The organism is Nonomuraea sp. NPDC049141, assembly GCF_040648415.1.
Lineage (GTDB): Bacteria > Actinomycetota > Actinomycetes > Streptosporangiales > Streptosporangiaceae > Nonomuraea.
In genome coordinates, this window is the sequence record NZ_JBEZDR010000016.1 from 121,478 (window position 1) to 141,752 (window position 20,275).

Annotated in this window: 21 protein-coding genes; 13 read left to right on the plus strand and 8 right to left on the minus strand. The window is 67.5% G+C overall.

The annotated features are described in order from the left end of the window. Window positions 1-53: 53 nt before the first annotated feature. Window positions 54-1,286, minus strand: coding sequence for a hypothetical protein (locus AB0B91_RS40560; RefSeq protein WP_358331816.1), 1,233 nt, complete (start codon window positions 1,284-1,286; stop codon window positions 54-56). Window positions 1,287-1,436: 150 nt separating this feature from the next. Further along, window positions 1,437-1,871, minus strand: a complete 435-nt coding sequence (locus AB0B91_RS40565) for a hypothetical protein (RefSeq protein ID WP_358331819.1) — start codon at window positions 1,869-1,871, stop codon at window positions 1,437-1,439. 312 nt (window positions 1,872-2,183) lie between these two features. Between AB0B91_RS40565 and AB0B91_RS40570 the strand changes: the two genes are divergently transcribed. From AB0B91_RS40570 to AB0B91_RS40590, 5 genes are all read left to right on the plus strand, one after another. After that, entirely contained in the window at window positions 2,184-3,401 is a 1,218-nt protein-coding gene (locus AB0B91_RS40570) for a hypothetical protein (RefSeq protein ID WP_358331822.1), read from the plus strand. 165 nt (window positions 3,402-3,566) lie between these two features. Then, window positions 3,567-4,532, plus strand: a complete 966-nt coding sequence (locus AB0B91_RS40575) for a nitronate monooxygenase (RefSeq protein ID WP_358331825.1) — start codon at window positions 3,567-3,569, stop codon at window positions 4,530-4,532. A gap of 200 nt (window positions 4,533-4,732) precedes the next feature. Then, entirely contained in the window at window positions 4,733-5,776 is a 1,044-nt protein-coding gene (locus AB0B91_RS40580) for a hypothetical protein (protein WP_358331828.1), read from the plus strand. A 105-nt stretch (window positions 5,777-5,881) separates the two neighbouring features. After that, window positions 5,882-6,874, plus strand: coding sequence for a zinc-binding dehydrogenase (locus AB0B91_RS40585; protein ID WP_358331831.1), 993 nt, complete (start codon window positions 5,882-5,884; stop codon window positions 6,872-6,874). Between the two features lie 107 nt (window positions 6,875-6,981). Next, window positions 6,982-7,983 (plus strand): RNA polymerase subunit sigma-70, encoded by a 1,002-nt coding sequence (locus AB0B91_RS40590; RefSeq protein ID WP_358331834.1) that lies wholly within the window; start codon window positions 6,982-6,984, stop codon window positions 7,981-7,983. A 63-nt stretch (window positions 7,984-8,046) separates the two neighbouring features. On the opposite strand, the gene AB0B91_RS40595 is transcribed toward AB0B91_RS40590, so the two are convergent. Both AB0B91_RS40595 and AB0B91_RS40600 read right to left on the minus strand, forming a co-directional pair. After that, window positions 8,047-9,531: an alpha/beta fold hydrolase gene (locus AB0B91_RS40595; RefSeq protein WP_358331837.1), complete on the minus strand. Its 1,485-nt coding sequence runs from the start codon at window positions 9,529-9,531 to the stop codon at window positions 8,047-8,049. Between the two features lie 191 nt (window positions 9,532-9,722). Further along, window positions 9,723-10,352, minus strand: coding sequence for a TetR/AcrR family transcriptional regulator (locus AB0B91_RS40600; protein ID WP_358331840.1), 630 nt, complete (start codon window positions 10,350-10,352; stop codon window positions 9,723-9,725). Window positions 10,353-10,442: 90 nt separating this feature from the next. On the opposite strand from AB0B91_RS40600, the gene AB0B91_RS40605 reads away from it, so the two are divergent. Further along, a complete protein-coding gene (locus tag AB0B91_RS40605; protein WP_358331843.1) occupies window positions 10,443-10,856 on the plus strand; it encodes a DUF4345 domain-containing protein in 414 nt (137 codons plus the stop codon). 74 nt (window positions 10,857-10,930) lie between these two features. Continuing rightward, window positions 10,931-11,455 carry a hypothetical protein gene (locus tag AB0B91_RS40610; RefSeq protein ID WP_358331846.1) on the plus strand — a complete coding sequence of 175 codons (525 nt, stop codon included), beginning with the start codon at window positions 10,931-10,933 and terminating at the stop codon, window positions 11,453-11,455. A 10-nt stretch (window positions 11,456-11,465) separates the two neighbouring features. Here the strand turns inward: AB0B91_RS40610 and AB0B91_RS40615 are convergent, their stop codons facing one another. Then, window positions 11,466-11,957, minus strand: a complete 492-nt coding sequence (locus AB0B91_RS40615) for a hypothetical protein (protein WP_358331849.1) — start codon at window positions 11,955-11,957, stop codon at window positions 11,466-11,468. A gap of 177 nt (window positions 11,958-12,134) precedes the next feature. Here AB0B91_RS40615 and AB0B91_RS40620 point away from each other — a divergent pair, with 177 nt between their 5' ends. The 5 genes from AB0B91_RS40620 to AB0B91_RS40640 all read left to right on the plus strand — a co-directional run bounded on the left by AB0B91_RS40620 (window position 12,135) and on the right by AB0B91_RS40640 (window position 16,098). Further along, complete coding sequence (locus tag AB0B91_RS40620; RefSeq protein WP_358331852.1) at window positions 12,135-13,442, plus strand: hypothetical protein; 1,308 nt, start codon at window positions 12,135-12,137, stop codon at window positions 13,440-13,442. A 119-nt stretch (window positions 13,443-13,561) separates the two neighbouring features. Further along, window positions 13,562-13,900 (plus strand): MiAMP1 family antimicrobial peptide, encoded by a 339-nt coding sequence (locus AB0B91_RS40625; RefSeq protein ID WP_358331855.1) that lies wholly within the window; start codon window positions 13,562-13,564, stop codon window positions 13,898-13,900. Between the two features lie 76 nt (window positions 13,901-13,976). Continuing rightward, a complete protein-coding gene (locus AB0B91_RS40630) occupies window positions 13,977-14,399 on the plus strand; it encodes a DUF3592 domain-containing protein (RefSeq protein ID WP_358331858.1) in 423 nt (140 codons plus the stop codon). Window positions 14,400-14,496: 97 nt separating this feature from the next. Beyond that, window positions 14,497-15,222, plus strand: coding sequence for a Type 1 glutamine amidotransferase-like domain-containing protein (locus AB0B91_RS40635; RefSeq protein WP_358331862.1), 726 nt, complete (start codon window positions 14,497-14,499; stop codon window positions 15,220-15,222). Between the two features lie 279 nt (window positions 15,223-15,501). Further along, window positions 15,502-16,098 carry an RICIN domain-containing protein gene (locus tag AB0B91_RS40640; RefSeq protein WP_358331865.1) on the plus strand — a complete coding sequence of 199 codons (597 nt, stop codon included), beginning with the start codon at window positions 15,502-15,504 and terminating at the stop codon, window positions 16,096-16,098. 221 nt (window positions 16,099-16,319) lie between these two features. Here the strand turns inward: AB0B91_RS40640 and AB0B91_RS40645 are convergent, their stop codons facing one another. After that, on the minus strand, window positions 16,320-17,558 hold the full coding sequence (locus AB0B91_RS40645; RefSeq protein ID WP_358331868.1) for a sigma-70 family RNA polymerase sigma factor: 1,239 nt from the start codon (window positions 17,556-17,558) through the stop codon (window positions 16,320-16,322). Further along, a complete protein-coding gene (locus AB0B91_RS40650) occupies window positions 17,558-17,938 on the minus strand; it encodes a YciI family protein (RefSeq protein WP_358331871.1) in 381 nt (126 codons plus the stop codon). Before AB0B91_RS40650 ends, AB0B91_RS40645 begins: the two co-directional genes overlap by 1 nt. A gap of 315 nt (window positions 17,939-18,253) precedes the next feature. Between AB0B91_RS40650 and AB0B91_RS40655 the strand changes: the two genes are divergently transcribed. Continuing rightward, complete coding sequence (locus tag AB0B91_RS40655; RefSeq protein WP_358331874.1) at window positions 18,254-18,991, plus strand: VOC family protein; 738 nt, start codon at window positions 18,254-18,256, stop codon at window positions 18,989-18,991. 128 nt (window positions 18,992-19,119) lie between these two features. Here the strand turns inward: AB0B91_RS40655 and AB0B91_RS40660 are convergent, their stop codons facing one another. Next, window positions 19,120-20,253, minus strand: coding sequence for a hypothetical protein (locus tag AB0B91_RS40660; RefSeq protein WP_358331877.1), 1,134 nt, complete (start codon window positions 20,251-20,253; stop codon window positions 19,120-19,122). Window positions 20,254-20,275 lie beyond the last annotated feature (22 nt).

Sequence of the window (20,275 nt, forward strand, 5' to 3'; positions counted from 1 at the left end):
ACACCACGACGGTGCCCCCGGCAGACGAGCCGGGAGCACCTCAAGGGACAGGACTACTGGCGTGCGGTGTAGTTGAGCTGGAATCTCGCGGACGTCCACACGGCGCCGGTGACGCGATCGAAGCAGAGGAAGCGAATCCTGCGTGCCGGGGTGCCGGTGGAGGGCTCCGTCGTGTTGAAGTCGTCGGCCAGGTTACAGACCTTGTTGACGGTGCTGCTGCCTGTCGGGATCACCGAGACGGCGCCGAGATTTCCCTGCTGGCGGTCCTGGTTCTGCAGGTAGACCTGGAAGTGGCCCAGGCCGATCTTCTCGAACCACACCCTGCCGGGGACGCCGCCGAAGTCGTTGCGCTGATGGTCGGCGAAGAGCTCCTTGCTCGGCTCGGGCGTGTTGTTGGTGTTGTAGGTGGGGGTGGTGACGTTGGCGTACGACAACGTCAGCTTGCCGAGGGTGTTGACGTCCTCCGCGAAGGTGAGGTTCATGGGGTTGTCGGTGGCAGTGCCGTTCATGTTGTGGCAGCCGACCCGAACCAGCTCGATCTTGTCGTTGCTCGGCTCGGGCGCGTCGCTGGTCACATTGCACACCACTCTGGACAGCCCGGCGTTGACGTCCATGGCACTGACGTTCACCGCGTGCACGCGGGCGGCCCCGGGGTTACGCGGGATGGCGAAGGTGTAGAAGCCTGGCGTCTGCGGAGTAGGCGACAGGTCACGGCGCACGGTGATGGGCCCGGGCAGGCTGCTGAACTGCACGGCTGGAGCAACCGTCGCACCCGGGGAGGTGAGCTGAGCGATGTCGTCTTTGCTCAGCCGCACCGTGTTGAGCCGGCCGCCCTCGCTCCCGTCGCGGTTGTAGGTCACCACCATGGAGAACGGGTCGACCGAGGCGCCGCTGGGGTTGAAGCACTTGATGGTGACCTGCATGACGCCGCTGGAGGCGAGGAACGGGGCGCTCGCAGGCTGGCACACGTCCGTGCCGGACAGGGTGGACTGGGCGTGAACGACGCCGGGCAGGGCGGTGCCGGGGTTGCCCGTCACGCCCAGGCCAGGGAACTGGACCGAGTAGCTTCCCTGCCCGTTGTGCATGACCAGGGCTCCCTGCCCACTGCTGTTGTAGATGTCGCCGGCAGGCAGGGTCCTCCACTGCCCGACCGTGCCGGGGCCGCTGATGTTGGCGTAGCCGGCGGCGACGGGCGGCGCGGCCTGGGCCGTCGCCGGGGCGAATAACGCACCCGCCGTACCGATCAAGGCCAAGGCGGTGGCGGCCAGCTGATGTTTGATCGACATGGGCTTCTCCTGTGAAGTAGTCGTGTTAGTGACGACACCCAGGTTCGCCCGGCCGAGGTTGCCCCCACCTCAGGGCCGAGCCCCAACCCAGACCCAAAGATTTGCGCCTCCACCCCCAAGACGCGGCGCCGGCTTGCCGCGCGGAGCCCGCTACGGACGCTCCCCGTCACGCAGCTCTCGGATCGCGGCCAGCACCTCGGCCCGGTTCCCGGCTGCCTTCATCCATGCAGGCAGCCGCTCCAGCAGCGTCTGCGACCCCGCGGGCGTGGGCCGCTCCCGCTGCGCCGCGGCCACGTACGCCTCCAGCAGCTCCAGATGCGGAACGTTGTACGCCCACAACACCCGCCCACAACACGGCCGCCGTAACCACAACGGCAGCCCGAAGTAGGGGTCGTCCGGCCCGCCGAGCTCCGGCACCACGAGCGGGCCGCCACGGGTGAAGTACGCATCCCCGGCACCGCTTTGCCACCGCCGCGGCCCCCATTCGGCGACGTGGGCGCACCCAGGACAGGTCAGCCGGTGCGGCGCCGTCAGCCAGCCGACGGCGTAGGTATGGCCGTCGCGGTGATCAGGATGTACCGCCACCAGCGCACGTCCGTCGCACCGCGGACACCGGACCAGGATCTCCGTGGCGAAATGCCACAGACGCACACCGGGATCCCGAAACCGACTCCCTTTGGCCCGCTCGACTTCCACAGCACGCATCCTGCCCCGCCCGGCACCCGTGTGTGGGTCGGCCTCCAGGAACACGAATCATGTAATTGATCTGTGACGGATAGTCAATCCTTGTCCCTTCTCCGCCGTGCCGATCTGCGTTCGTCCTATTGCGGTGCGTAATCATCACAGTGATCCGGCAAGGCGGCCGGACCACCTGAGCACACTGGAGAGGGGAATGGGATGAGCGAAGAGCAGGCAGTACGGGCAGCGCAGGCCATCGGGCCGATCAAGCTGATCGCGCCACTGGAGGTCTCCGCACCGGCACCCACACCGGACAGGATGTGGGAACTTCCCGGTGGCACCGCTTGGGTGTACTACGGAGAAGGCCACCAGAACCTGGTCAATCCGGTCATCCTGGCCGACGGCTTCAACACAGGTCCGTCCAACCTGCACGAGTCCTGGCATTTCCTGGAACGGGGTGACTACCCCCTCATCAGCGAGCTGCGCCGCCGTGGCCACGACCTCGTCATCCTCGGCTTCGCCGAGCGCAGCGCGTCGATCCTGGACAACGCGCAGACCGCGATCGCCGCCATCACCCAGACGATCGCCGAACGGTACGGGGACACGCCGCTCACCGTCGGCGGTTTCAGTATGGGTGGCCTGGTCACCCGCTACGCCCTGGCCAAGATGGAGCACGACGGCCTCGACCACCAGACGGCCCTCTACGTCTCCTACGACAGTCCGCATCGGGGCGCGTGGATCCCGATCTCCCTGCAGGCATTCGCACACTTCCTCAGGCTGGGCAACCCCGTCTTCTCCCGCCAGATCAACAGCCCGGCCGCGCGCCAGCTGCTGTTCCGTCACATCTCCGAAGTCGACAGCGAACCCCAGCAGGACAGGCTGCGTAACGAATTCCTCGACCGGTTGAGCGAGGTCGGCTCGTGGCCCAGCATCCCGAGAAAGATAGGGGTCGCCAACGGTTCGGGGAACGGCATCGGCAACGGGGTTCCGGCCGGCGTCGAAGCGCTCAAATGCACCGGCCTGATATTCAACGGCACCGTGCTCTACACCCAGTCCGCCGGGGATGACCAGCAAGTGGCCGCGCTCAGAAGCATCTTCGGCGCCGCCGAGGACATCTATACCAGCGGGCTGCCCGAGCTGGACGGCGCACCAGGCGGGACACTGGAGTCCTTCGGCATTCTGGCCGACGCCCTGAACCAGCACGACCCGGCCGAGGTGTACTACCGCTCCATCTGCTTCGTCCCCGCGGTCAGCGCCGTGGCGATCCGCGACATCGACGACCAGGACGACGTGTACGCCAACATCGGCAGCCTGCCTCCGTCGGAAAGCGAGCTGGACGAGTTCCTCTGCGCGTCCGAGAACGAGGCGCACACCCAGATCACCGAAGAACTCTGCACCTGGATCCTCAGTCGGCTCCCCGAGCCGACGTCACTGTGAGGGCTCCAGCCCACATGAACGGTGTTTCTGCTGACTGAGGGTGTACTTGGTCCCGTGGTTCAACCCTTTGCCGACGCCGGCACCGCGGCGATCGTCTCGTCGTCCTGCGCAGCATGCGCAGGACGACCGTCGCGTATAAGCCAGTAAGGGGTGATCATTGTAGTTATGGCGTTTTCGACGGCATTCACGAAGTTGTTCGGTGTGCAGCACCCCATCGCCCTGGCGCCGATGGGCGGATCGGCCGGTGGTGCGCTGACGGCCGCCGTATCTCGCGGTGGCGGGCTCGGGCTGCTGGGCAGCGCCAACGGGGATCCGGAGTGGTTGGCCCGCGAAGTGCCGATCGTCGCCGAGGGCGCCGCCGGAAAGCCGTGGGGGATCGGTTTCCTGACCTGGCAGATCGATGTCGGGGCGGTCGAGCGGGCGCTGGAGTACTCTCCCCGGGCGGTGATGCTCTCCTTCGGAGACCCGAGCCCGTACACCGAACGCATCCGCCAGGCGGGTACGACACTGATCATTCAGGTCACCGATCTGGAGGAGGCCAGGCGGGCGGTGGACCTGGGCGCCGATGTCATCGTGGCGCAGGGGGTCGAGAGCGGCGGGCATGGCGCTCGGCAGGGGCGCTCCACGCTGCCGTTCGTACCGGTCGTGGTGGACCTGGCGGCACCGGTGCCGGTGCTGGCGGCGGGCGGGATCGCCGACGGCCGCGGCCTGGCCGCCGTACTGGCTCTGGGAGCCGCCGGAGCACTCATCGGCACCCGCTTCCAGGCCACGACCGAGGCGCTGGTGGCCCCCTCGACCGCCAAGGCGATCGTCGAGGGACGCGGGGAGGACACCGAGCGCAACAGCGTGCTCGATATCGCCCGGGGCTCCCGGTGGCCGTCGAAGTACACGGCCCGCACCCTCGGCCACCCCTTCCTTGATCAATGGCGGGGCCGGGAAGCGGAGCTCGCCAACAATGTTCAGGCCAAGCAGGCGTACCAGGACGGCGTGGCACGAGGCGAACTACCCGCACTGCCGATGTGGGCCGGCGAGGCCATCGACCTCATCAACGACCTGCCCTCCGCAGCCGACCTTGTCGGGGCCCTCGCCGCGCAGGCTGAGGACGCACTGGCGCGAGCGGGAAGGCACTGACCGCACAAATTCGGCCTCAAAGAGACGTCGAGCGGGAAATCATCGGCGAGTGAGCCCGGCTGCGTCACAGGACATTAAAGTACCGCTCTTCCGTCTTTCTCCGGTCCGCTCGACCTCACCGCACAGGCTGGCCGCACTTGATCGCTAAGGTGATCGCCGTTATGTCCGGGATGCCATTGCCTGACCAGAGAGAAATGAAGATGGCCATCGAGGAACACCTGATCACGACGACCGCGCGCCTGCTGGAGCAGTGGCTACCGCCCGACTCACGTACTGGCGTTCCCGCATGGCGTGTGCAGATCATCAGCGGCAGTGCTCCCCGCGTGTTCGACGAGGACTGGGAATCGTCGCCGCCACTGACAGAGGTCAGCGAGTACGGCCGGTTCCCGGAGACGTTCGGCGCGGCCGGGGACCGTTTCCCCGTCGAGGCCGAGCTGCTGGAGTTCGAGGAAGGCCTGGACTACTTCTGCGGCCAGCGGGCTTCAGCCGGTCGGCCCGACGAGGCGGCCGCGTACGTCATCGAGGCCCTGACCGAGACCTTGGAGGCGGGTCCCGGACCGCTCGACCGACGCGTCCGGCCGCTGGTGGGTTTCCTGGCCGGTGTGCTGACCCAGTGGGCCTGCGAGCACCTGCTGAGAATCCACGTCGCCGCCGAGCCGGGTGGCGATCGGCTTGACGACGAACTGCACCTCCTCGTACGCGATCACGACGGAAAAGCCTGCCGGCTGTCCGTGGCCCCGGGCACCACAGTGCCGGCCAGCGGACCGGACATGCGGATCACCTGGGACACGACGCTGCTCAGCGAGTTCCTCTGGATGAACAACAACAACGCGGTCGGCTTCGAGGTCACCGTCGAACCGCACGGCCTCGTCCTGGACACCAGTGCCGATGCCACCTTCCGCACCTGGAAGCGGTTCAAAGATGACGACTTTCGACTTCTGGACGGTGCGGCCCTGGCCACCGTACTTGCCGAGACCGAGCAAGCCGCCGCCGACATGGCCCTGGCCGTGTGCTTGAGCGAGGACGACAGCTGGGACGACCCTCAGCCACCCGCGGACCAGCTCGTCATCCCGGTCCTTCGCGATCTCATCGACACGCTCACCAAAAGGGTCGCCGGCGACGACGGGACACCGCTGCTCGCCTACAGCAGCGGCTGGCCGCTGGAGTTTCGCGGTGAAGGCGCCCAACTGGTTCTCGTCGGTCCCGAACTGGTCGCTGTCATCGACGTCGATGACTCATGCTGACCACCGTGTACCGAGCTGCCGATTCCTTTCCGCGGTGGCCGCGGTCTACATGGTCGACGGTCCGGCCCGCCGAAGAGGCCGGTCGAGAGTAGAGAGCTGATCGCCGTGACCATTCCCGCCACCATGCGTGCCCTGCAGCAGACCTCGCTGAAGGGCACGCAGGACGTACGTTTGCTCACCGACGCGCCGGTACCGAGCCCTGGCCAGGGCGAGGTCCTGATCCGGGTCGCCGCCGCCGGCGTCAACTTCGCCGACATCTCGAAGGCCCACGGCACGTTCCTGGACGGCCCGCGGCCACCGTATCTGGCGGGTTTCGAGGCCGCCGGCGAGGTCGTAGCGGTGGGCGAGGCGGTGACCGGCCCACGACCGGGGACTCGCGTCATCGGCATCGGATACGGGGCTTTCGCCGAGTACATGGTCCTGCCCGCGGCCGCGGCGATGCCGGTGCCGGCCGGCTGGACAGCCGAGCAGTCGCTGGGCCTGGCCGTGAACTGGCCCACCGCACTCGCCGCGCTCAAGCCCCTGGGTCACATCACCGCCGGCGAGACCGTGCTGGTCCACGCCGCGGCGGGCGCGACCGGCCAGGCCGCGGTGACCATGGCCAAGCACTACGGCGCGACGGTCATCGCCACCGCCTCGCCGAGCAAGCACGAGACGGTGCTGGCACTCGGTGCCGACCACGTCCTGGACTCCGTCGATGGCGACCTCACCGCCGAGGTGTTGCGGCTGACCGGCGGCGTCGGCGCCGACCTTGTGCTGGAGTCGGCAGGCGGCACCACCTTCGACGCCGGCCTGGCCGCCGCCAAGCGGGTCACCGGCCGTGTCGTCGTCTACGGCGTCGCGGGCGGCGAAGCCGCGATCACCAACTGGGAGCTGGTGTACAAGCACCAGGTTCACATCATCGGCCTCAACGTCGGCGTGCTGATCCAGGCCGCACCCCAGATCTTCGGCGAGCTCATGGCTGAGCTGTCCGCCCTCATCGCCGCCGGCGTCCTCACCCCCGCTCGCCCCACCACGTACGACTTGGCCGACGGCCCAAAGGCCCTCGCCGAACTGGAAACCCGCGCCACAATCGGCAAACTGGCCCTGCTACCGTGACAGCCCGGATGCCCGCTGACCTGGGTTTCGATTCCTTCGCAACCGCGCCCCGGTCGTAATGAGCGACGGTCCCGACCGGCGGGACCGGTCCGGACAAGGAACAGCGCATGCCAAGCAAGGCGCACCTGCAGGAGGCGGCGAACCAGGACCAGTTCGCCGCCGAGACCGAGCGGTTCCGCCGGGAGCTGTTGGCGCACTGTTACCGCATGGTCGGCTCGGCGCATGACGCCGAGGACCTGGTACAGGAGACGTATCTTCGAGCATGGCGTTCCTACGCGGGCTTCGAGGGCCGTGCGTCGATTCGGTCCTGGCTCTACAAGATCGCCACCAACGTCTGCCTGACCGCGTTGGAGCCGCGCCGGATCCGGGTGCTGCCCTCGGGCCTGACAGGCCCGTACGACGGACCCGATCGCCCGCCGAGTCAGGTCGCGCCGGGCGAGGTCTCGTGGCTGGAACCGCTGCCGGACCGATGGATCGCCCCGGCCGCCGACGATCCGGCCGCGGCGGTGGTCGCGCGCGAATCGCTACGGCTGGCGCTCATCGCCGGCCTTCAGTACCTGCCCGCCCGCCAGCGCGCGATCCTCATCCTGCGCGAGGTGCTGGCGTTCTCCGCGGCCGAAACCGCGAAGATCCTCGGCACCACTACCGCGGCGGTGAAGAGTGGTCTGCAGCGCGCCCGGGCACGGCTGGCCGAACTGGCGCCAGAACCCGAGAAACTGCTCGAACCGACCGACCAGCGGGCGCGTGCGCTGCTCGACGGCTACATCGCGGCCTTCGAGCGCTCCGACGCCGGCCTGCTGGAACAAGTGCTGCGGATGGACGCCACGCTGGAGGCGACACCATTCCGCGAATGGCAGGCCGGCCGGGTGAGGTGTATCCACATGCTCGACGCGTACGTGCTGGGCGCGCCGGGCGACTGGCGAATGATCGCCACAACAGCTAACGGCCAGCCCGCCGCCGTCGAGTACTACCGGGACGCGGACGGCGCGTTCCGGGCAAACGGCATTGTGGTGCTGGCCGCAACCGCCACCGGTGTCTCCCGCGTGATCGCGTTCCACGATCCGGCGCTGGTCGTGATGTTCGGCTTCCCAGACGTGCTCACGGACTGAGGTCCTGGGCCCGCATGAGAAGACCGCCGGACCGCGGCGTGTGCCGTGGTCCGGCGGCTGTGGTCACCAGTGCTGCTTGTCCGTTGGCCACGTCCTCTGCGACTGCTGCTGCTTGAGCAGGCTCTCCTCAGGCGTGCCCACGGCGCAGCGGGTGCCGGGCGGAGGCACGGTCAGAGCGATCAGGTACTGGTCGATGATGTCCGTCTGGCACTTGTCCTTGCCGTAGATGCGGTGCCCCCAGCCCTCGTAGGTGAGCAGCACAGCCTTCGGACCGAGTTGCCGCGCCGCGTTGGCGGACCACATGTACGGCGTGGCGGGATCATGCAGCGAGTTTCCGAGCAGGATCGGCGCGCTGCCCGTGTACTTCAACTGGTGCGGCGGGTTGGTCGTCGTGGAGTTGAGGCAGATGGGCAGGTCGTCGATCGGGTACGGGTGGTATCGCACGTCGGGCGCGAGGCGCTTGGAAATCTTCATGTAGAGGGCATACTCGGCGTAGTTCCGCACCCGGAGGTTGTAGTCCTGGCAGAGGATCCGGGTGGGCAGCTCGGCGGTGTCGCCCTCCACGGGCCCCCGGCCCGGCAGCGGCGGGACCCACGACGGCTCGGGCCCGCCGCTCAGCCAGTTGATGACCTCGCTCAGCAGGCGCCAGTCGGGCCCCTCGGTGCCGAGCGCCGCGTTGTAGATGACCTGCAGCTCGGTCATCGGGCGGTCCGGGGCGGTCGGGTAGTACAGCTTGCCGCTCCGGGCCTTGGCCAGCAGATCCCGCCACATCTGACGGACGTCACGCCCGTGCAGGACGCAGCTGGTGTCGGCCTCGCACCATCCCACGAACTGGTCGAAGGCGTCCTCGATGGCGATCGCCTCGGTGCTGAGGAAGCCCGCGACGCCGAGACTGTGGTCCATGTTGCTGTCGAGCGCGAGAGCCCGGATCCGGTTCGGGAACATCTCCGCGTACATCTGGCCCATCAGCGTCCCGTACGAGATGCCGTAGTAGGTCAGCTTCTCCTCGCCGAGGGCGGCGCGGAGGGCGTCCATGTCGCGCGCGACGTTGCGCGAGTCGACGTGGTCGTACAGGGGGCCGGTACGTGCCCGGCAGTCGCGGTGCAGCTTCTTGGTGAAGGCGTCCCAGGCGTTGTACTCGGCCTGGCTCGAGATGACGGTGTGCGGCATCTGGTTGTACACCGAGGCCGAGCAGATCACCGGGTGGCTGCGGCCCACGCCCCGGGGGTCGAAGCCGACGATGTCGAAGCGCTTCTGCAGCTCCTCGGTGTACGAGTCAGGCGCGCCGTACACGGCCTCGACACCCGACCCGCCCGGGCCCCCAGGGTTGATCACCAGGGAGCCGACCCGAGCCGTCGGGTCGGTGGCCTTGCGCCGGGCGATGGCCAGGTCGATGGTCTCGCCGTTCGGCTTGGACCAGTCGATGGGGACGGTCAGCTTGCCGCACTCGGCACTGGGTTCCTCTTCACAGGCCGCCCAGGTGATGCTGCTCTGTCGCGTGGCCGCGGTGGTGCTGCTGGCTTCCGGCTCGGTCGCCGCGGACGCCACAGGAACAGGTAAGACCGCCGCCAATGCCAGAAATGCGGTAGCGAGCAGATTTGTCCTTCTTCGCACGTTGCTCCAATCTTGGTCGGCCTACACGCCCCCCGTTTTACGAGCGTGCGGCCAGCCTCGATCATGGCTTGTGCGGGACGTTGATGTGACTTGCACCCATAAATTGGCACAAAGTACGGCAGGCCCTAGGTACCCGCGGCGGGCCCTTGTCGCGGCCAGTCGGGGGCGAGGTCCTCGGCGAACAGCGGTCGGAGAGCACCGAGAACCGCACCGACGCAGACATCGCGCAGCTGGGTGCGGGTGCAGGTCGCGTGAGTGAGCCAGTCGACGCAGAGCACCTGGACGAAGACCAGCCAGCTCTTCAGGACGCCGGACACAGCCTCGCGGGCGCTCTCGTCCGCGAGTGGGAGTACGGTCAGCAGCCGCGAACGGAGCGCGTCCAGCTCGTTCGTCATGATCGTCTGGATCACCGGGTCGCCCGCGAGGACCCGGTTCGCGGCGAGGACGGCGTTGCGGTTCGCCACGAAGTAGTCGAGATGGACGTCCATGCCCTGGATGAGCTGCTCAACTAGGGAGTCGGCGGAGTCGAGGCGCGTCTCGGCAAGCAGCTGGTCCGCCGCCTGCTGGTAGATGGCTGCGAAGAGAGCGTGCTTGCTGGGGAAGTGACGGTAGAGCAGGGCCCGGGAGACACCGGCCTCTTCGGCGACCTCCTCCATCAGCACGTCGGCGTACGGGTGCGCGGCGAAGAGCCGTGCGCCGACGGCGAGGAGTTGTGCGCGGCGATCGGCGGGGGTGAGTCGCTGGCGAGGAGGCACGCAAGAAGCTTAGTTGACATGGGTCTACTAGTACGTCCACTGTAGTAGACACATGTCAACTAAGCTCCGCCACGACGACTTGGAGGGACTGTGGCCAGGGTTCTGCGCGTACTCACACAGCTGATGGGCTGGGCCTGCGTCGCGATCGGCCTGTTCCACGTGGCACTCGGCAACGCGGCGATCCCCGGCGCCGGTTCCGCCGGCACGACGGTCGACAGCTGGGGCCGGTTCATGGGGGCCAGCTTCGTCGGCTACGGGCTGGCCTGGCTATGGGCCGCGCGGCAGCGTCCGATCCCGGCTCGGGTGGTGCGGTGGCTGGCCGGCGTTTTCCTGCTGGGCGGCGTGGGCCGGCTGCTCTCGCTCGCCGTGCACGGCTGGCCGCAGTGGTTCCAGATCGCGCTGGCGGTGATCGAGCTCAGCCTGCCGCCGGTCTTCTTCTGGCTGGCCGACGCAGAGGAGCGCACCCTGCGCGGCGACGTGGCGTCCGTGCCCGCCGAGCGATGATCTCCGAGCAGCGCAGAGGAAATCAGTTACGTGAAATCGTGACAAGCGTGTGCGGCATGCTGGAACCTGGATAGGTGGCCACCTTCATTGCCATTGCGGGTCTTATATTTGCCGCAGGCAGCTTTGTGTACGCTGCATTGACCTACCACCGCAAAGATCAAAAAGGCTCGACGACCACGGCGCCACAATCGCCTCATTTCGCAGCGCCCCCGGTGCACGATCATGCACAACCGCCAACACAAGGCATCTCTTGGCCCAAACGTGCATATCCGTCGCGGCCGTCTCGCTCCACTAAACGACAGCCACAGTGGGTGTTTGTCAGCGCCTGGATCATGGCCGGGTTGATCATACTTGGAGAGTTGGTGGGCTTCTTAAATCCGGGTCGAGATCTCGGTTGGCTCGGCCTCTCGGCCGCTGGAACTGGCCTTGCTGTCGCCGTCCCCTTGGTCATTCGTCTCGGCAGGACTTCCGACGACGACTACATCGGCACGCTCATCGGGATTTTGTTCTGGGGACTTGTCGTGATCGTCATCAGAAGTTTCTTCCCAGACTTGATGCTCCTGGAGATCACCTGGCCGGGCGGAGTCCTCCGACTGTAGAAGGTCCTTGTCAGCGGAGGCCTCGTTGGCGGGAAGGTTGCCTGCCGCAGTCGCCGTAACCGCTCCAACCGCCCGAGGCCTGGAAGCCGGATCCGGGAGAGCTGATCGTTCCCCTGAAGGAGACGCACTTGCCCCTGGCGTTCGTCTTCACCGGACCCGCGTAGTACTTGAAGTTTCCCGGGTCCTCTTCTTTGTGCGGGGCGGTGAAGATGCCGCTCCGCACGAGGAGGGTCGCCGTGGTCATGGTGGGTGTGCCCACGAAATCCGACTTGATGGTGACGACGCAGTGCTCTCCCGTGTACGGGCTGTAGAGCAAGTAGACATGGCCACGAAGGGTGTTCGTCTGGTCGGTGACCGACATGCGGCCCAGCGCCACCGTGTTGAAACCGCTGCCACACAGTTGCTCGGGGGTGTACCCGCTTGCGGCGTCGGCGGGTGCCGCCAACCCGGCGGTGGCGAGCAGGGTCACTGCGGCGAGTCGCGTGAAGGCGTTTCTGGTCACGAAATCTCCTCTCGCGCCAGATACCCGTGATCTGGCGAAACGTGTCTATCCGGCGTTTTCGAGGCTGGCGGGTCCGCCGGTTGTCCGGAAGCGGCCCTGATCAAATCCGGACAATGAGTTGTCCACGGACAATCGAGTCTGTTGACTTGATCACCGGCGGAGGGAGCGATGGCGGCGATGAACCGCAAGGTGGGCAGGCCCCAGGGCGGCCCTCGTGGCAGCACGCAGCAGGCGAACGCGCTGGCGGAGTTCCTGCTGACGCTCACCGCCGGGATGACCGTCCGCGAGCTCGCCGCGCGGTATCACGTGAGCAAGACGCTCTGGAGCGAGTACCGCTCAGGCCTGAAGATCATCCCGTTGGAGCTGCTGACGCGACTGGTCCAGGACCACCACGCACCGGACGAACGCACCCGCCACGGTCACATGGAGACCGCCGCCCAGCTGCACGCGGCGGCCCTCGAAGCAGCACACCGCGACCCCGTCCCAGTGGCTCCGCCGTCGCGACCCTCGCCGACGATGGCGGCGGTCGAAGATGCGGCGGTCATGGAACCGGCCGCGAGCCCCGAGCCGCCTGAGAGGCGACGCCGTCCACGCCCCCTGTACCTCGTCGGTGGCGGCGCCGCGATCGCGGTTCTCACGGTGCTCGCCCTGCTGCTCGGATGGGGATCTCCGAGTGGGGACGCCGTGTTCGCCGTGGGGCCGGGCGGGGATGGCGTCTTCCGCTGGGATGGTACGGACGCAGCGGGGTGGACCAGAATCGGCGACGGAGCCAAGCGCTTGCACTCCGGGCCCGCCGGTCTGTTCGCGACCGGCACGGACGACCGCCTCTACCGGTATGAGGGCCGGCCCGGCCACTGGTCGCTGATCAGTGAGCCCGGCGGCGACTTCGCGGTCAGCGGCGTTCACGTCTTCCGGCTGGCCGCCGACCACCAGTCCGTCGCCGTGTGGAACGGGCACGGCACGTCATGGACCACGATCGGCGGCCCAGCAGCGCGGCTGTACGGCGGCGAGCCAGGCCTGTTCGCGACCAATCCGGTGGAGGGGTGGATCTTCCGGTATTCGGGCCGCCCCTTCGCCTGGGACCGCGTCGGCACGGCGGGGGCCTCGTTCGCCCTCACTGACCGGCACCTGTACGGCCTGACCCCCGAACGCGCTCTGGTCAACCGCTGGCTCTCAGACGTTCCGTCGGCACCCTGGCCGCCCTGGACGTACGCGGCAGGTCCGGCGGCAGAGCTGTACGGAGGCCCCGCCGGCCTCTTCTCCACCGATCCCTCGCGCACCCGGCTGCGCGTCCTCACTGACGTGACGACCGGCCTCGCGGACCAGAGCTGGCAGGACATCGGCCCGGCCGGCGCGGAGGTGGCGGTCGGCCGGGAGGCGGTGTTCGTGCTGACCGAGGACCGCTCGCGGATCCTGCGCTGGTCCGCCGGCTCCGGAACCTGGCAGCACATCGGCGGACCCGCCCAGACTCTGGCGGCGGGCTAAGTTCGCTGGCTTTACTCCCACTTGTCACGTGTGGTGCAAGTGGGGCGTAAGTGGCGATCAAGCGTTGATCCATATGTTCCTCTCGTTAGGAAAAACCACGACGCATCCGGAGGATCGCTGTGAAGAGCATCAAGAAAATCGCGCTCGTCTCTGCCATCTCTGCCTCCCTGATCACCATCATGGGCGGTGCCGCCAACGCCTCGACGTCCGCGGCCCCCGACTCGATGTACGTGGCCTACGAAGGGCCGGGCTTCACAGGCAGGACACAGGTCATCACCGAGTGCGGCCTGACCAACCTCCGCTACCGCGGGTCATACAAGTGGTACGGCGCCGGCCAGTCCGGCCGAATGCACAACCAGATCAACGCCAGAGGGTCGGTGCACTTCACGCTGCCCACCAACAGCAACGCGCAGCAGAAGACGGGCATCGGCTGGAAGAGCATCTTCAAGGTGTGCTGACGCCGGTTTCACACGATCTGAACTCCGTACAGGCCCAAGGACGTTCTAAGGTGCAGGCGATCCAAGGAGATCCTCGTTGGAAGATCTGTTCCAGTACTTCCCGCTGCTGTTCGTGGCGTTTGGTGCACTGATCATTCTTCGTTCGATCAAGGGAATCATCGACGCCAAGCAGTTCGTCCGGCGGGCGCAGCGGGTGCCAGGCGTGGTCAGCGACGTCCGGACCACGTTCGTGGGGCAGGGTGAGCACCTAAGGGCGAGACAGCGGCCGGTTCTCACCTTCACCACCGTGGAGGGACGGGAAATCACCACCGAGGCGGCGACCACCTCCAACCTCGACATAGGCAACGAGACCGAAGTGCTCTACGACCCGCAGAACCCGACCAGCGCCATGCCCGCGGACGACGCCGGCGGCGGCTACAGCGGAATCGTCATCGGGCTCATCGCGGCCGTCATCGGCCTGGCCTTCTTCTCTGCTTTCTCTAGTTTCTCCGGCTTCTGAGAGGGCGCCTGAGTTCTGCCCCCAGCGGCGATGAGTTTCGCGGTGGTCCCAGGTCTACACGTCACACCGCTCCATCGCACTCGCATCAGGAGGCATCTTGAAGCTTCTTCTCACGTCCGGGGGCGTCACGAACACGAGTATCCGTGATGCGCTGGTCGACCTGCTGGGCAAGCCGATCGCCGACTCCAGTGCCCTCTGCATCCCTACGGCGGAGTATGGCCACCCCATGTGCACGCCGGCCTCAGCCTGGCGTTTCATCGCCGGACAGACCCCGGCACCCATGTGCGACCTGGGCTGGAAGTCTTTGGGCGTCCTCGAGCTCACCGCACTGCCCAGCATCGGCAAGGACCGCTGGGTCCCCTGGGTCCGGGAGGCCGACGTCCTGCTGGTGGACGGCGGCGATGCGACGTACCTGTGCCACTGGATGCGGCAGTCCGGACTGGCGGATCTCCTGCCGTCGCTGCCCGAGACGGTCTGGGTGGGGGTGAGCGCCGGAAGCATGGTGATGACCCCCCGGATCGGTGACTACTTCGTCGAATGGACGCCGCCCACCGGAAGCGACCGCGCCCTAGGGGTCGTCGACTTCTCGATCTTCCCGCACCTGGGACACGAGCTCATGCCGGGAAACACCATGGCCGAGGCCGAGAGATGGGCCGCCGACATCGCGGGTCCGGCGTACGCCATCGATGACCAGACGGCCATCAAGGTGACCGACGGCACCGTCGAGGTCGTCTCCGAGGGCCGCTGGAGGTCCTTTTCCTCGCGGATCCAGACGATCGACGATGACGCGGGGACGGGCACGGTCTTCTCTGGTGATCATTAGGCGTCGAGAACGTCTCGATCTCGACGGTCGTGCCTTGGCCCTGGCGTGTCGGTCACTTTCTCGCTATTCGGAAGCCTCTCGTTCGAGTTCGTACGTCGGGCGCGAAACAGGCATTGAGCCACCTTTCCCTGACTTTTCCCCAAAAACCCGGACCCAGCGAATCCACGCCATCGCAACCCCTAAATCTGAGGATCCTTGCGCAAGCCACTGCGGTGCACGGTTAGAGAAATCCTTTAGCCATGGAGGAATCCGTTGAGCAGCACGAACAAGATCACCCCAGTGGCGTCTCGCACAGCACGGCTGGCAATGACGCTGGGAGCCTCTGCCGTCATCGCTAGTGGCGTCCTCGCCACCCCAGGAGCTACAGCGGAAACCGGCTCCGCAGGGCAACCTGTCGTCGCCGCTCCGCTCCTCGCGAACGCTCTTCCCTCGACCGTTCTACGCAGCAAGGCCGGCAGCGGCAAGTGCATCGGCCTGGGGAACGGCGGCAGCACCGCCAACGGCACCCCGCTGGTGATCTGGGACTGCCACTTCCACCCCGACCAGATCTGGCAGGGCAACAACGACCGCTCCATCCGCACACTCGCCGGCAGCGGCAAATGTGTCGGTCTGGCGAACCGCGGCAGCACCGAGAACGGCACGCCGCTGGTGATCTGGGACTGCCACCTCAACCCCGACCAGCAATGGAGGTTCGCGGCCTTGGGCGGCGACACCTACTCCATCCGCAGCTTCGCCGGCAACAACAAGTGTGTCGGTCTGGCGAACCGCGGCAGCACCGCCAACGGCACCCAGTTGGTGATCTGGGACTGCCACCTCAACCCTGACCAGCGATGGGGTCTGCCCGAGTCTCCTGCGGCCTTCGGATTCGCTTCCTGATCGAGGTTTCGCTATCACGCTCGCCATGAAGGACGAGCGTGACCACAGCGTCGCAGGCAAGGTCGTGTCCCGCTGCCAGCCATCTCCACAGGCCGGCAGCTTCCGAGAAGCCATGTTCTCGGAAGCTCTCCACCCGAGGACTTCCGAGAACGTGGCTGCGAGTAGGAAGCGAGAACGGCATCCGGGCCACGCTCGAATCACGGCCGGCCGCGCTGGAGAAGTCAGTCCAGCGCGGCCGCCTTGCGCAGCAGCACTGAGCGTTCGCGTTGGTTGGCGCACAGCCGGGCCGCCAGCTCCAGCTCGGCGCGCGCCTCCGGTCGCCGGCCGAGGCGGGCCAGCAGCTCCCCGCGTACGGTAGGAACCAGATGCGAACCGGGAAGCCGGTCCAAGGCGATCAGCTCGTCCACGATGGCCAGGGCCTGCGCCGGGCCCGAGGCCATGGCCACGGCGACGGCCCGGTTGAGCTCGACCACCGGCGAGGGCGCGACCCGGCCGAGCGCCTCGTAGAGCACCACGATCCGGTCCCAGTCGGTCGCCTCGACCGAAGGCGCCGACGCGTGGGTGGCGGCGATCGCGGCTTGCAGGCCGTAGGGGCCGAGGCCGCGAGCCGATGCCTTGGCCAGCGCGCCCAGCCCACGGCGGATCGCCGAGAAGTCCCACCGTCGCCGGTCCTGGTCCTCGAGCAGGATCGGCGAACCGTCCGGGCCGGTCCGGGCCGGGAAGCGCGCGGCCGTCAGCTCGCACAGCGCGAGCAGGCCGTGCACCTCCGGCTCGTCCGGCTGCAGCGCGGCCAGCGTGCGGGCCAGCCGGATCGCCTCGTACGCGACGTCGGGGCGCAGCAGCCGGTCGCCCGACGTGGCCGTCGACCCCTCGGTGAAGATCACATAGAGAACGCTGAGCACGCCGCCCAGCCGCTCCCGGCGCTCACCGGCCGGCGGCAGCTCGAACGGCACCCCGGCCGCCGCGATCGTCTTCTTGGCCCGGGTGATGCGGGCCTGCACGGTCGGCACGGGTACGAGGAACGCGCGGGCGATCTCCTCGCTGGACAGGCCGCCGACCACGCGCAGGGTCAGCGCCACCCGGGCCTCCGGAGAGAGCACCGGGTGGCAGCTGATGAACATCAGCGCCAGGATGTCGTCGTCGATCCGGTCGGGATCGATGACCTCGTCAACCATCGAGTCAACTGCCGAGTCGAACGCCGGGTCGGTCGCCAGCAGGGCGTATCGGTCCTGTAGGGCGGTCCGGCGGCGGAGCGCGTCGATCGCCCGCCGCCGGGCCGTGGCCATCAGCCAGCCGACCGGATTGGCCGGAGCGGCGAGCGGCCACGACACCAGCGCCTCGGCCACCGCCTCCTGGGCCGCGTCCTCGGCCAGCCCGAAGTCGCCGGTGAACCGGGTCAGCGCGGCGACGATCCGCGCCGACTCGATCCGCCAGACGGCCTCGACGTCGGCCGTACCCATCAGCGTTGAACCGTGCTGTCCTGCGGGACCTCGTCCTCCCCGGGCACCCGCCGGATCTCGATCTTGGACCCGGGAGCCGCCGGGACCCGCTTGGCCCACTCAACCGCCTCCTGCTTCGAGGCGACGTCGAGCAGGAAGAAGCCCCCGAACAGTTCCTTGGTCTCGCCGTACGGCCCGTCCGTGACCACCGGGACCTCGCCGCTGAAGTCGACCACGACGCCCTGGCCCGGATCGTCCAGCCCTTCGGCCCCGAGGAGAACACCGGCCTTCATCATCTCCTCGATGAACAGGCGGGTCCTGGCAATCCCCTCCTCGATCGAGGCCATCATGGCGGCGTTCGACTCATCGGTGCCCCGCATGATCAGCATGTACTTCGACATCGCGTTCTCCTCGTCCGGCGGGGCCGCCTTTCGGCCCTCACACTCACATGTCGAACGAACGGCCGGCGGATCGACACGGCCCCGGAGAAATCTCTCGCCACAACGCAGCCGATCCTCCGACCCGCGTTACGCCCGTCAGACCGGCCCCTGAGCGATGGCTGACGCGGAAGCCCTGCTGATCAGAAAGCTTAACGTCGCCGCTTTGGGAAGGCGGCGACGCTCACACGGATCTGGGTCACCCAGCTAGGCGACGAACCCGCCTTGAGCGGCTGAACGCGAACAAGGCCTCATCTACCTGAGAATATGATCGGCGGCATGGCATTGAGATTTGTTCAGGTGAACTTCAAGGCTCGGGATGACGCGGCGCTCGGCCGGTTCTGGGCGGAGGCGCTCGGTTGGGGCATGTCCAGCGAGGGACCCGGCGTGACCAACCTCGAGCCCGAGGGCTTCGCCTGGCCGGACCCCGCCGGCTTCTACATCGATTTCGTGACCGTCCCGGACCCCGAAACGGTGAAGTACCGCGCGCACCTCGAACTCGCCACCACCTCCGCGGCCCATCACGCCGAGTTGGTCGCGCGCCTGAAGGACCTCGGCGCTACGCCCGCCGATGTGAGTCAGGACGACGTTCCGTGGACGGTTCTGGCCGACCCGGAAGGAAACGTGTTCCGCGTGCTGGAGCCTCGGGAGATCTACCGGGACACCGGCGCGATCGCCGCCGTGGTGATCGACTGCGCGGACCCGCGGGCCCTGGCCCGGTTCTGGGGCGAGGCGGTGGACCTGACCCTGCACGAAGTGACCGACGATCACGCGATGCTGCGCTCCACCGAAGGCGTCGGGCCGTATCTGGAGCTACGCCGCACATCCGATGTGACGACCGTCCGGAACCGCGTCCATCTCGACCTGCTGCCGTACCCCATTGACGACAAGGACGCGGAGGTGGCCCGGCTGCGGACTCTGGGCGCCACCAACGCCGACGTCGGCCAGGGCAAGGTGTCGTGGACGGTCCTCGCCGACCCGGAGGGCAACGACTTCTGCGTCCTCGGTAAGGGCTGACGCACAGCTACTTCACCTGCGGGTCCTTCAACGGCCTGGAGCCGGCGCAGCTCGCCGAGCGGGCGGTGGGTCGATCGGCGTTGTCGCTCCTGGGCCTTGTACGGCACGCGGCCGAGTCCGAGGGCCGACTACCGGAAGGCGCTGTTTAGCTGGGTCATGGTGTGCTCGACGCGGCTCTTGTCGCCGACGACCACGTAGGTCTCGTAGGTGACCTTGTCTCCCTTGTCCATGGCGCCGCCGGGGCTGGTGACCTGGATGGTGTTCTCGCCGAAGTAGCCGTTGTAGTCCATGGGCGGGCGGGTCATCGTGTAGTAGTAGGCCTTGTCGCCGAGGACTTCGGGCTTGACGTACATGCCGAGGCAGTATGCGTCGTCGTCCGTGCAACGGACCATGGGGTCCTTGCTCGTGTGAGAATCCACGGGCTCGGGCGACAGGCGACCGGTGGCGGGGCTGTAGGAGAAGACCTTCGTGAAGTCCGGCTGCAGGTAGGCGACGAGGACGCCGCTGAAGTGGTCGTGTCGTTCGTCGTCGGAGGTGATCGTGGCGGCGGCGCGGAAGACGTTCTCCAGCGCGGGCGCGTCGTGATCGGGGGCGAGCTCGATCTCGGTCTGCAGCCAGTACGGCGACAGGCCTATGGTGAACGGGACGCGCTCGTCCTGGTGGTCGGCGCTGCGGCAGTTGCCCCAGCCCGGTTTCGGGTCCGCGAGGGTCACGAACATCGCGGGCCTCCCCGCCGTGCGGATGGAGCTGCCGGAGCCGGCCATGGTGTAGAGCGCGCTCGTGCTGGGACCGTGGTAGGGAGGTGGCTGGCCCACGTCGTCCAGGCGACTGCCGGCCTGCGTGGGGTTGTAGCACTCGGTCGCCGCCTCACCCTCCTGCCAGGCGTGGAAGGCGTACTGGAAAGCGGCACCGTGGCCACCGCTGGAGATGAACTCCTTGTCGTTCACCTTGACCGACGCGATCGCACCGGCCAGCGCCGTCGACGTCGTGACCGCCAGCCTGTTGCGCTCGTCGACCAGGACGGACGCCGTGACGTCCTGGAACGTCCGGTCGTAGTTCTTCTTCGTGGCGCATTCGGACTTGTACGTGAGCACGAAGTCGTTGTACGTCGGACTGCTCTGTGGCGGCGCCTCGCACGGGCTCTGCCCGGCGGTCGCTGCCACTGGAGTGACCACCGCCGTCATGACCGTGACCGCGGCCATGGTGAACAACCATCGGCGGGCGGGGCGATGGCTGCGGTAAGAGGAAATGTCAGCTGACACGGAGAGCCCTTCTTGGCAGGGA

Coding starts and splice junctions, on each gene's coding strand:
- AB0B91_RS40560 (WP_358331816.1), bottom strand. CDS start 1,286: ATGTCGATCAAACATCAGCTGGCCGCCACCGCCTTGGCCTTGATCGGT.
- AB0B91_RS40570 (WP_358331822.1), top strand. CDS start 2,184: ATGAGCGAAGAGCAGGCAGTACGGGCAGCGCAGGCCATCGGGCCGATC.
- AB0B91_RS40575 (WP_358331825.1), top strand. CDS start 3,567: ATGGCGTTTTCGACGGCATTCACGAAGTTGTTCGGTGTGCAGCACCCC.
- AB0B91_RS40580 (WP_358331828.1), top strand. CDS start 4,733: ATGGCCATCGAGGAACACCTGATCACGACGACCGCGCGCCTGCTGGAG.
- AB0B91_RS40590 (WP_358331834.1), top strand. CDS start 6,982: ATGCCAAGCAAGGCGCACCTGCAGGAGGCGGCGAACCAGGACCAGTTC.
- AB0B91_RS40620 (WP_358331852.1), top strand. CDS start 12,135: ATGAACCGCAAGGTGGGCAGGCCCCAGGGCGGCCCTCGTGGCAGCACG.
- AB0B91_RS40645 (WP_358331868.1), bottom strand. CDS start 17,558: ATGGGTACGGCCGACGTCGAGGCCGTCTGGCGGATCGAGTCGGCGCGG.
- AB0B91_RS40650 (WP_358331871.1), bottom strand. CDS start 17,938: ATGTCGAAGTACATGCTGATCATGCGGGGCACCGATGAGTCGAACGCC.
- AB0B91_RS40655 (WP_358331874.1), top strand. CDS start 18,254: ATGGCATTGAGATTTGTTCAGGTGAACTTCAAGGCTCGGGATGACGCG.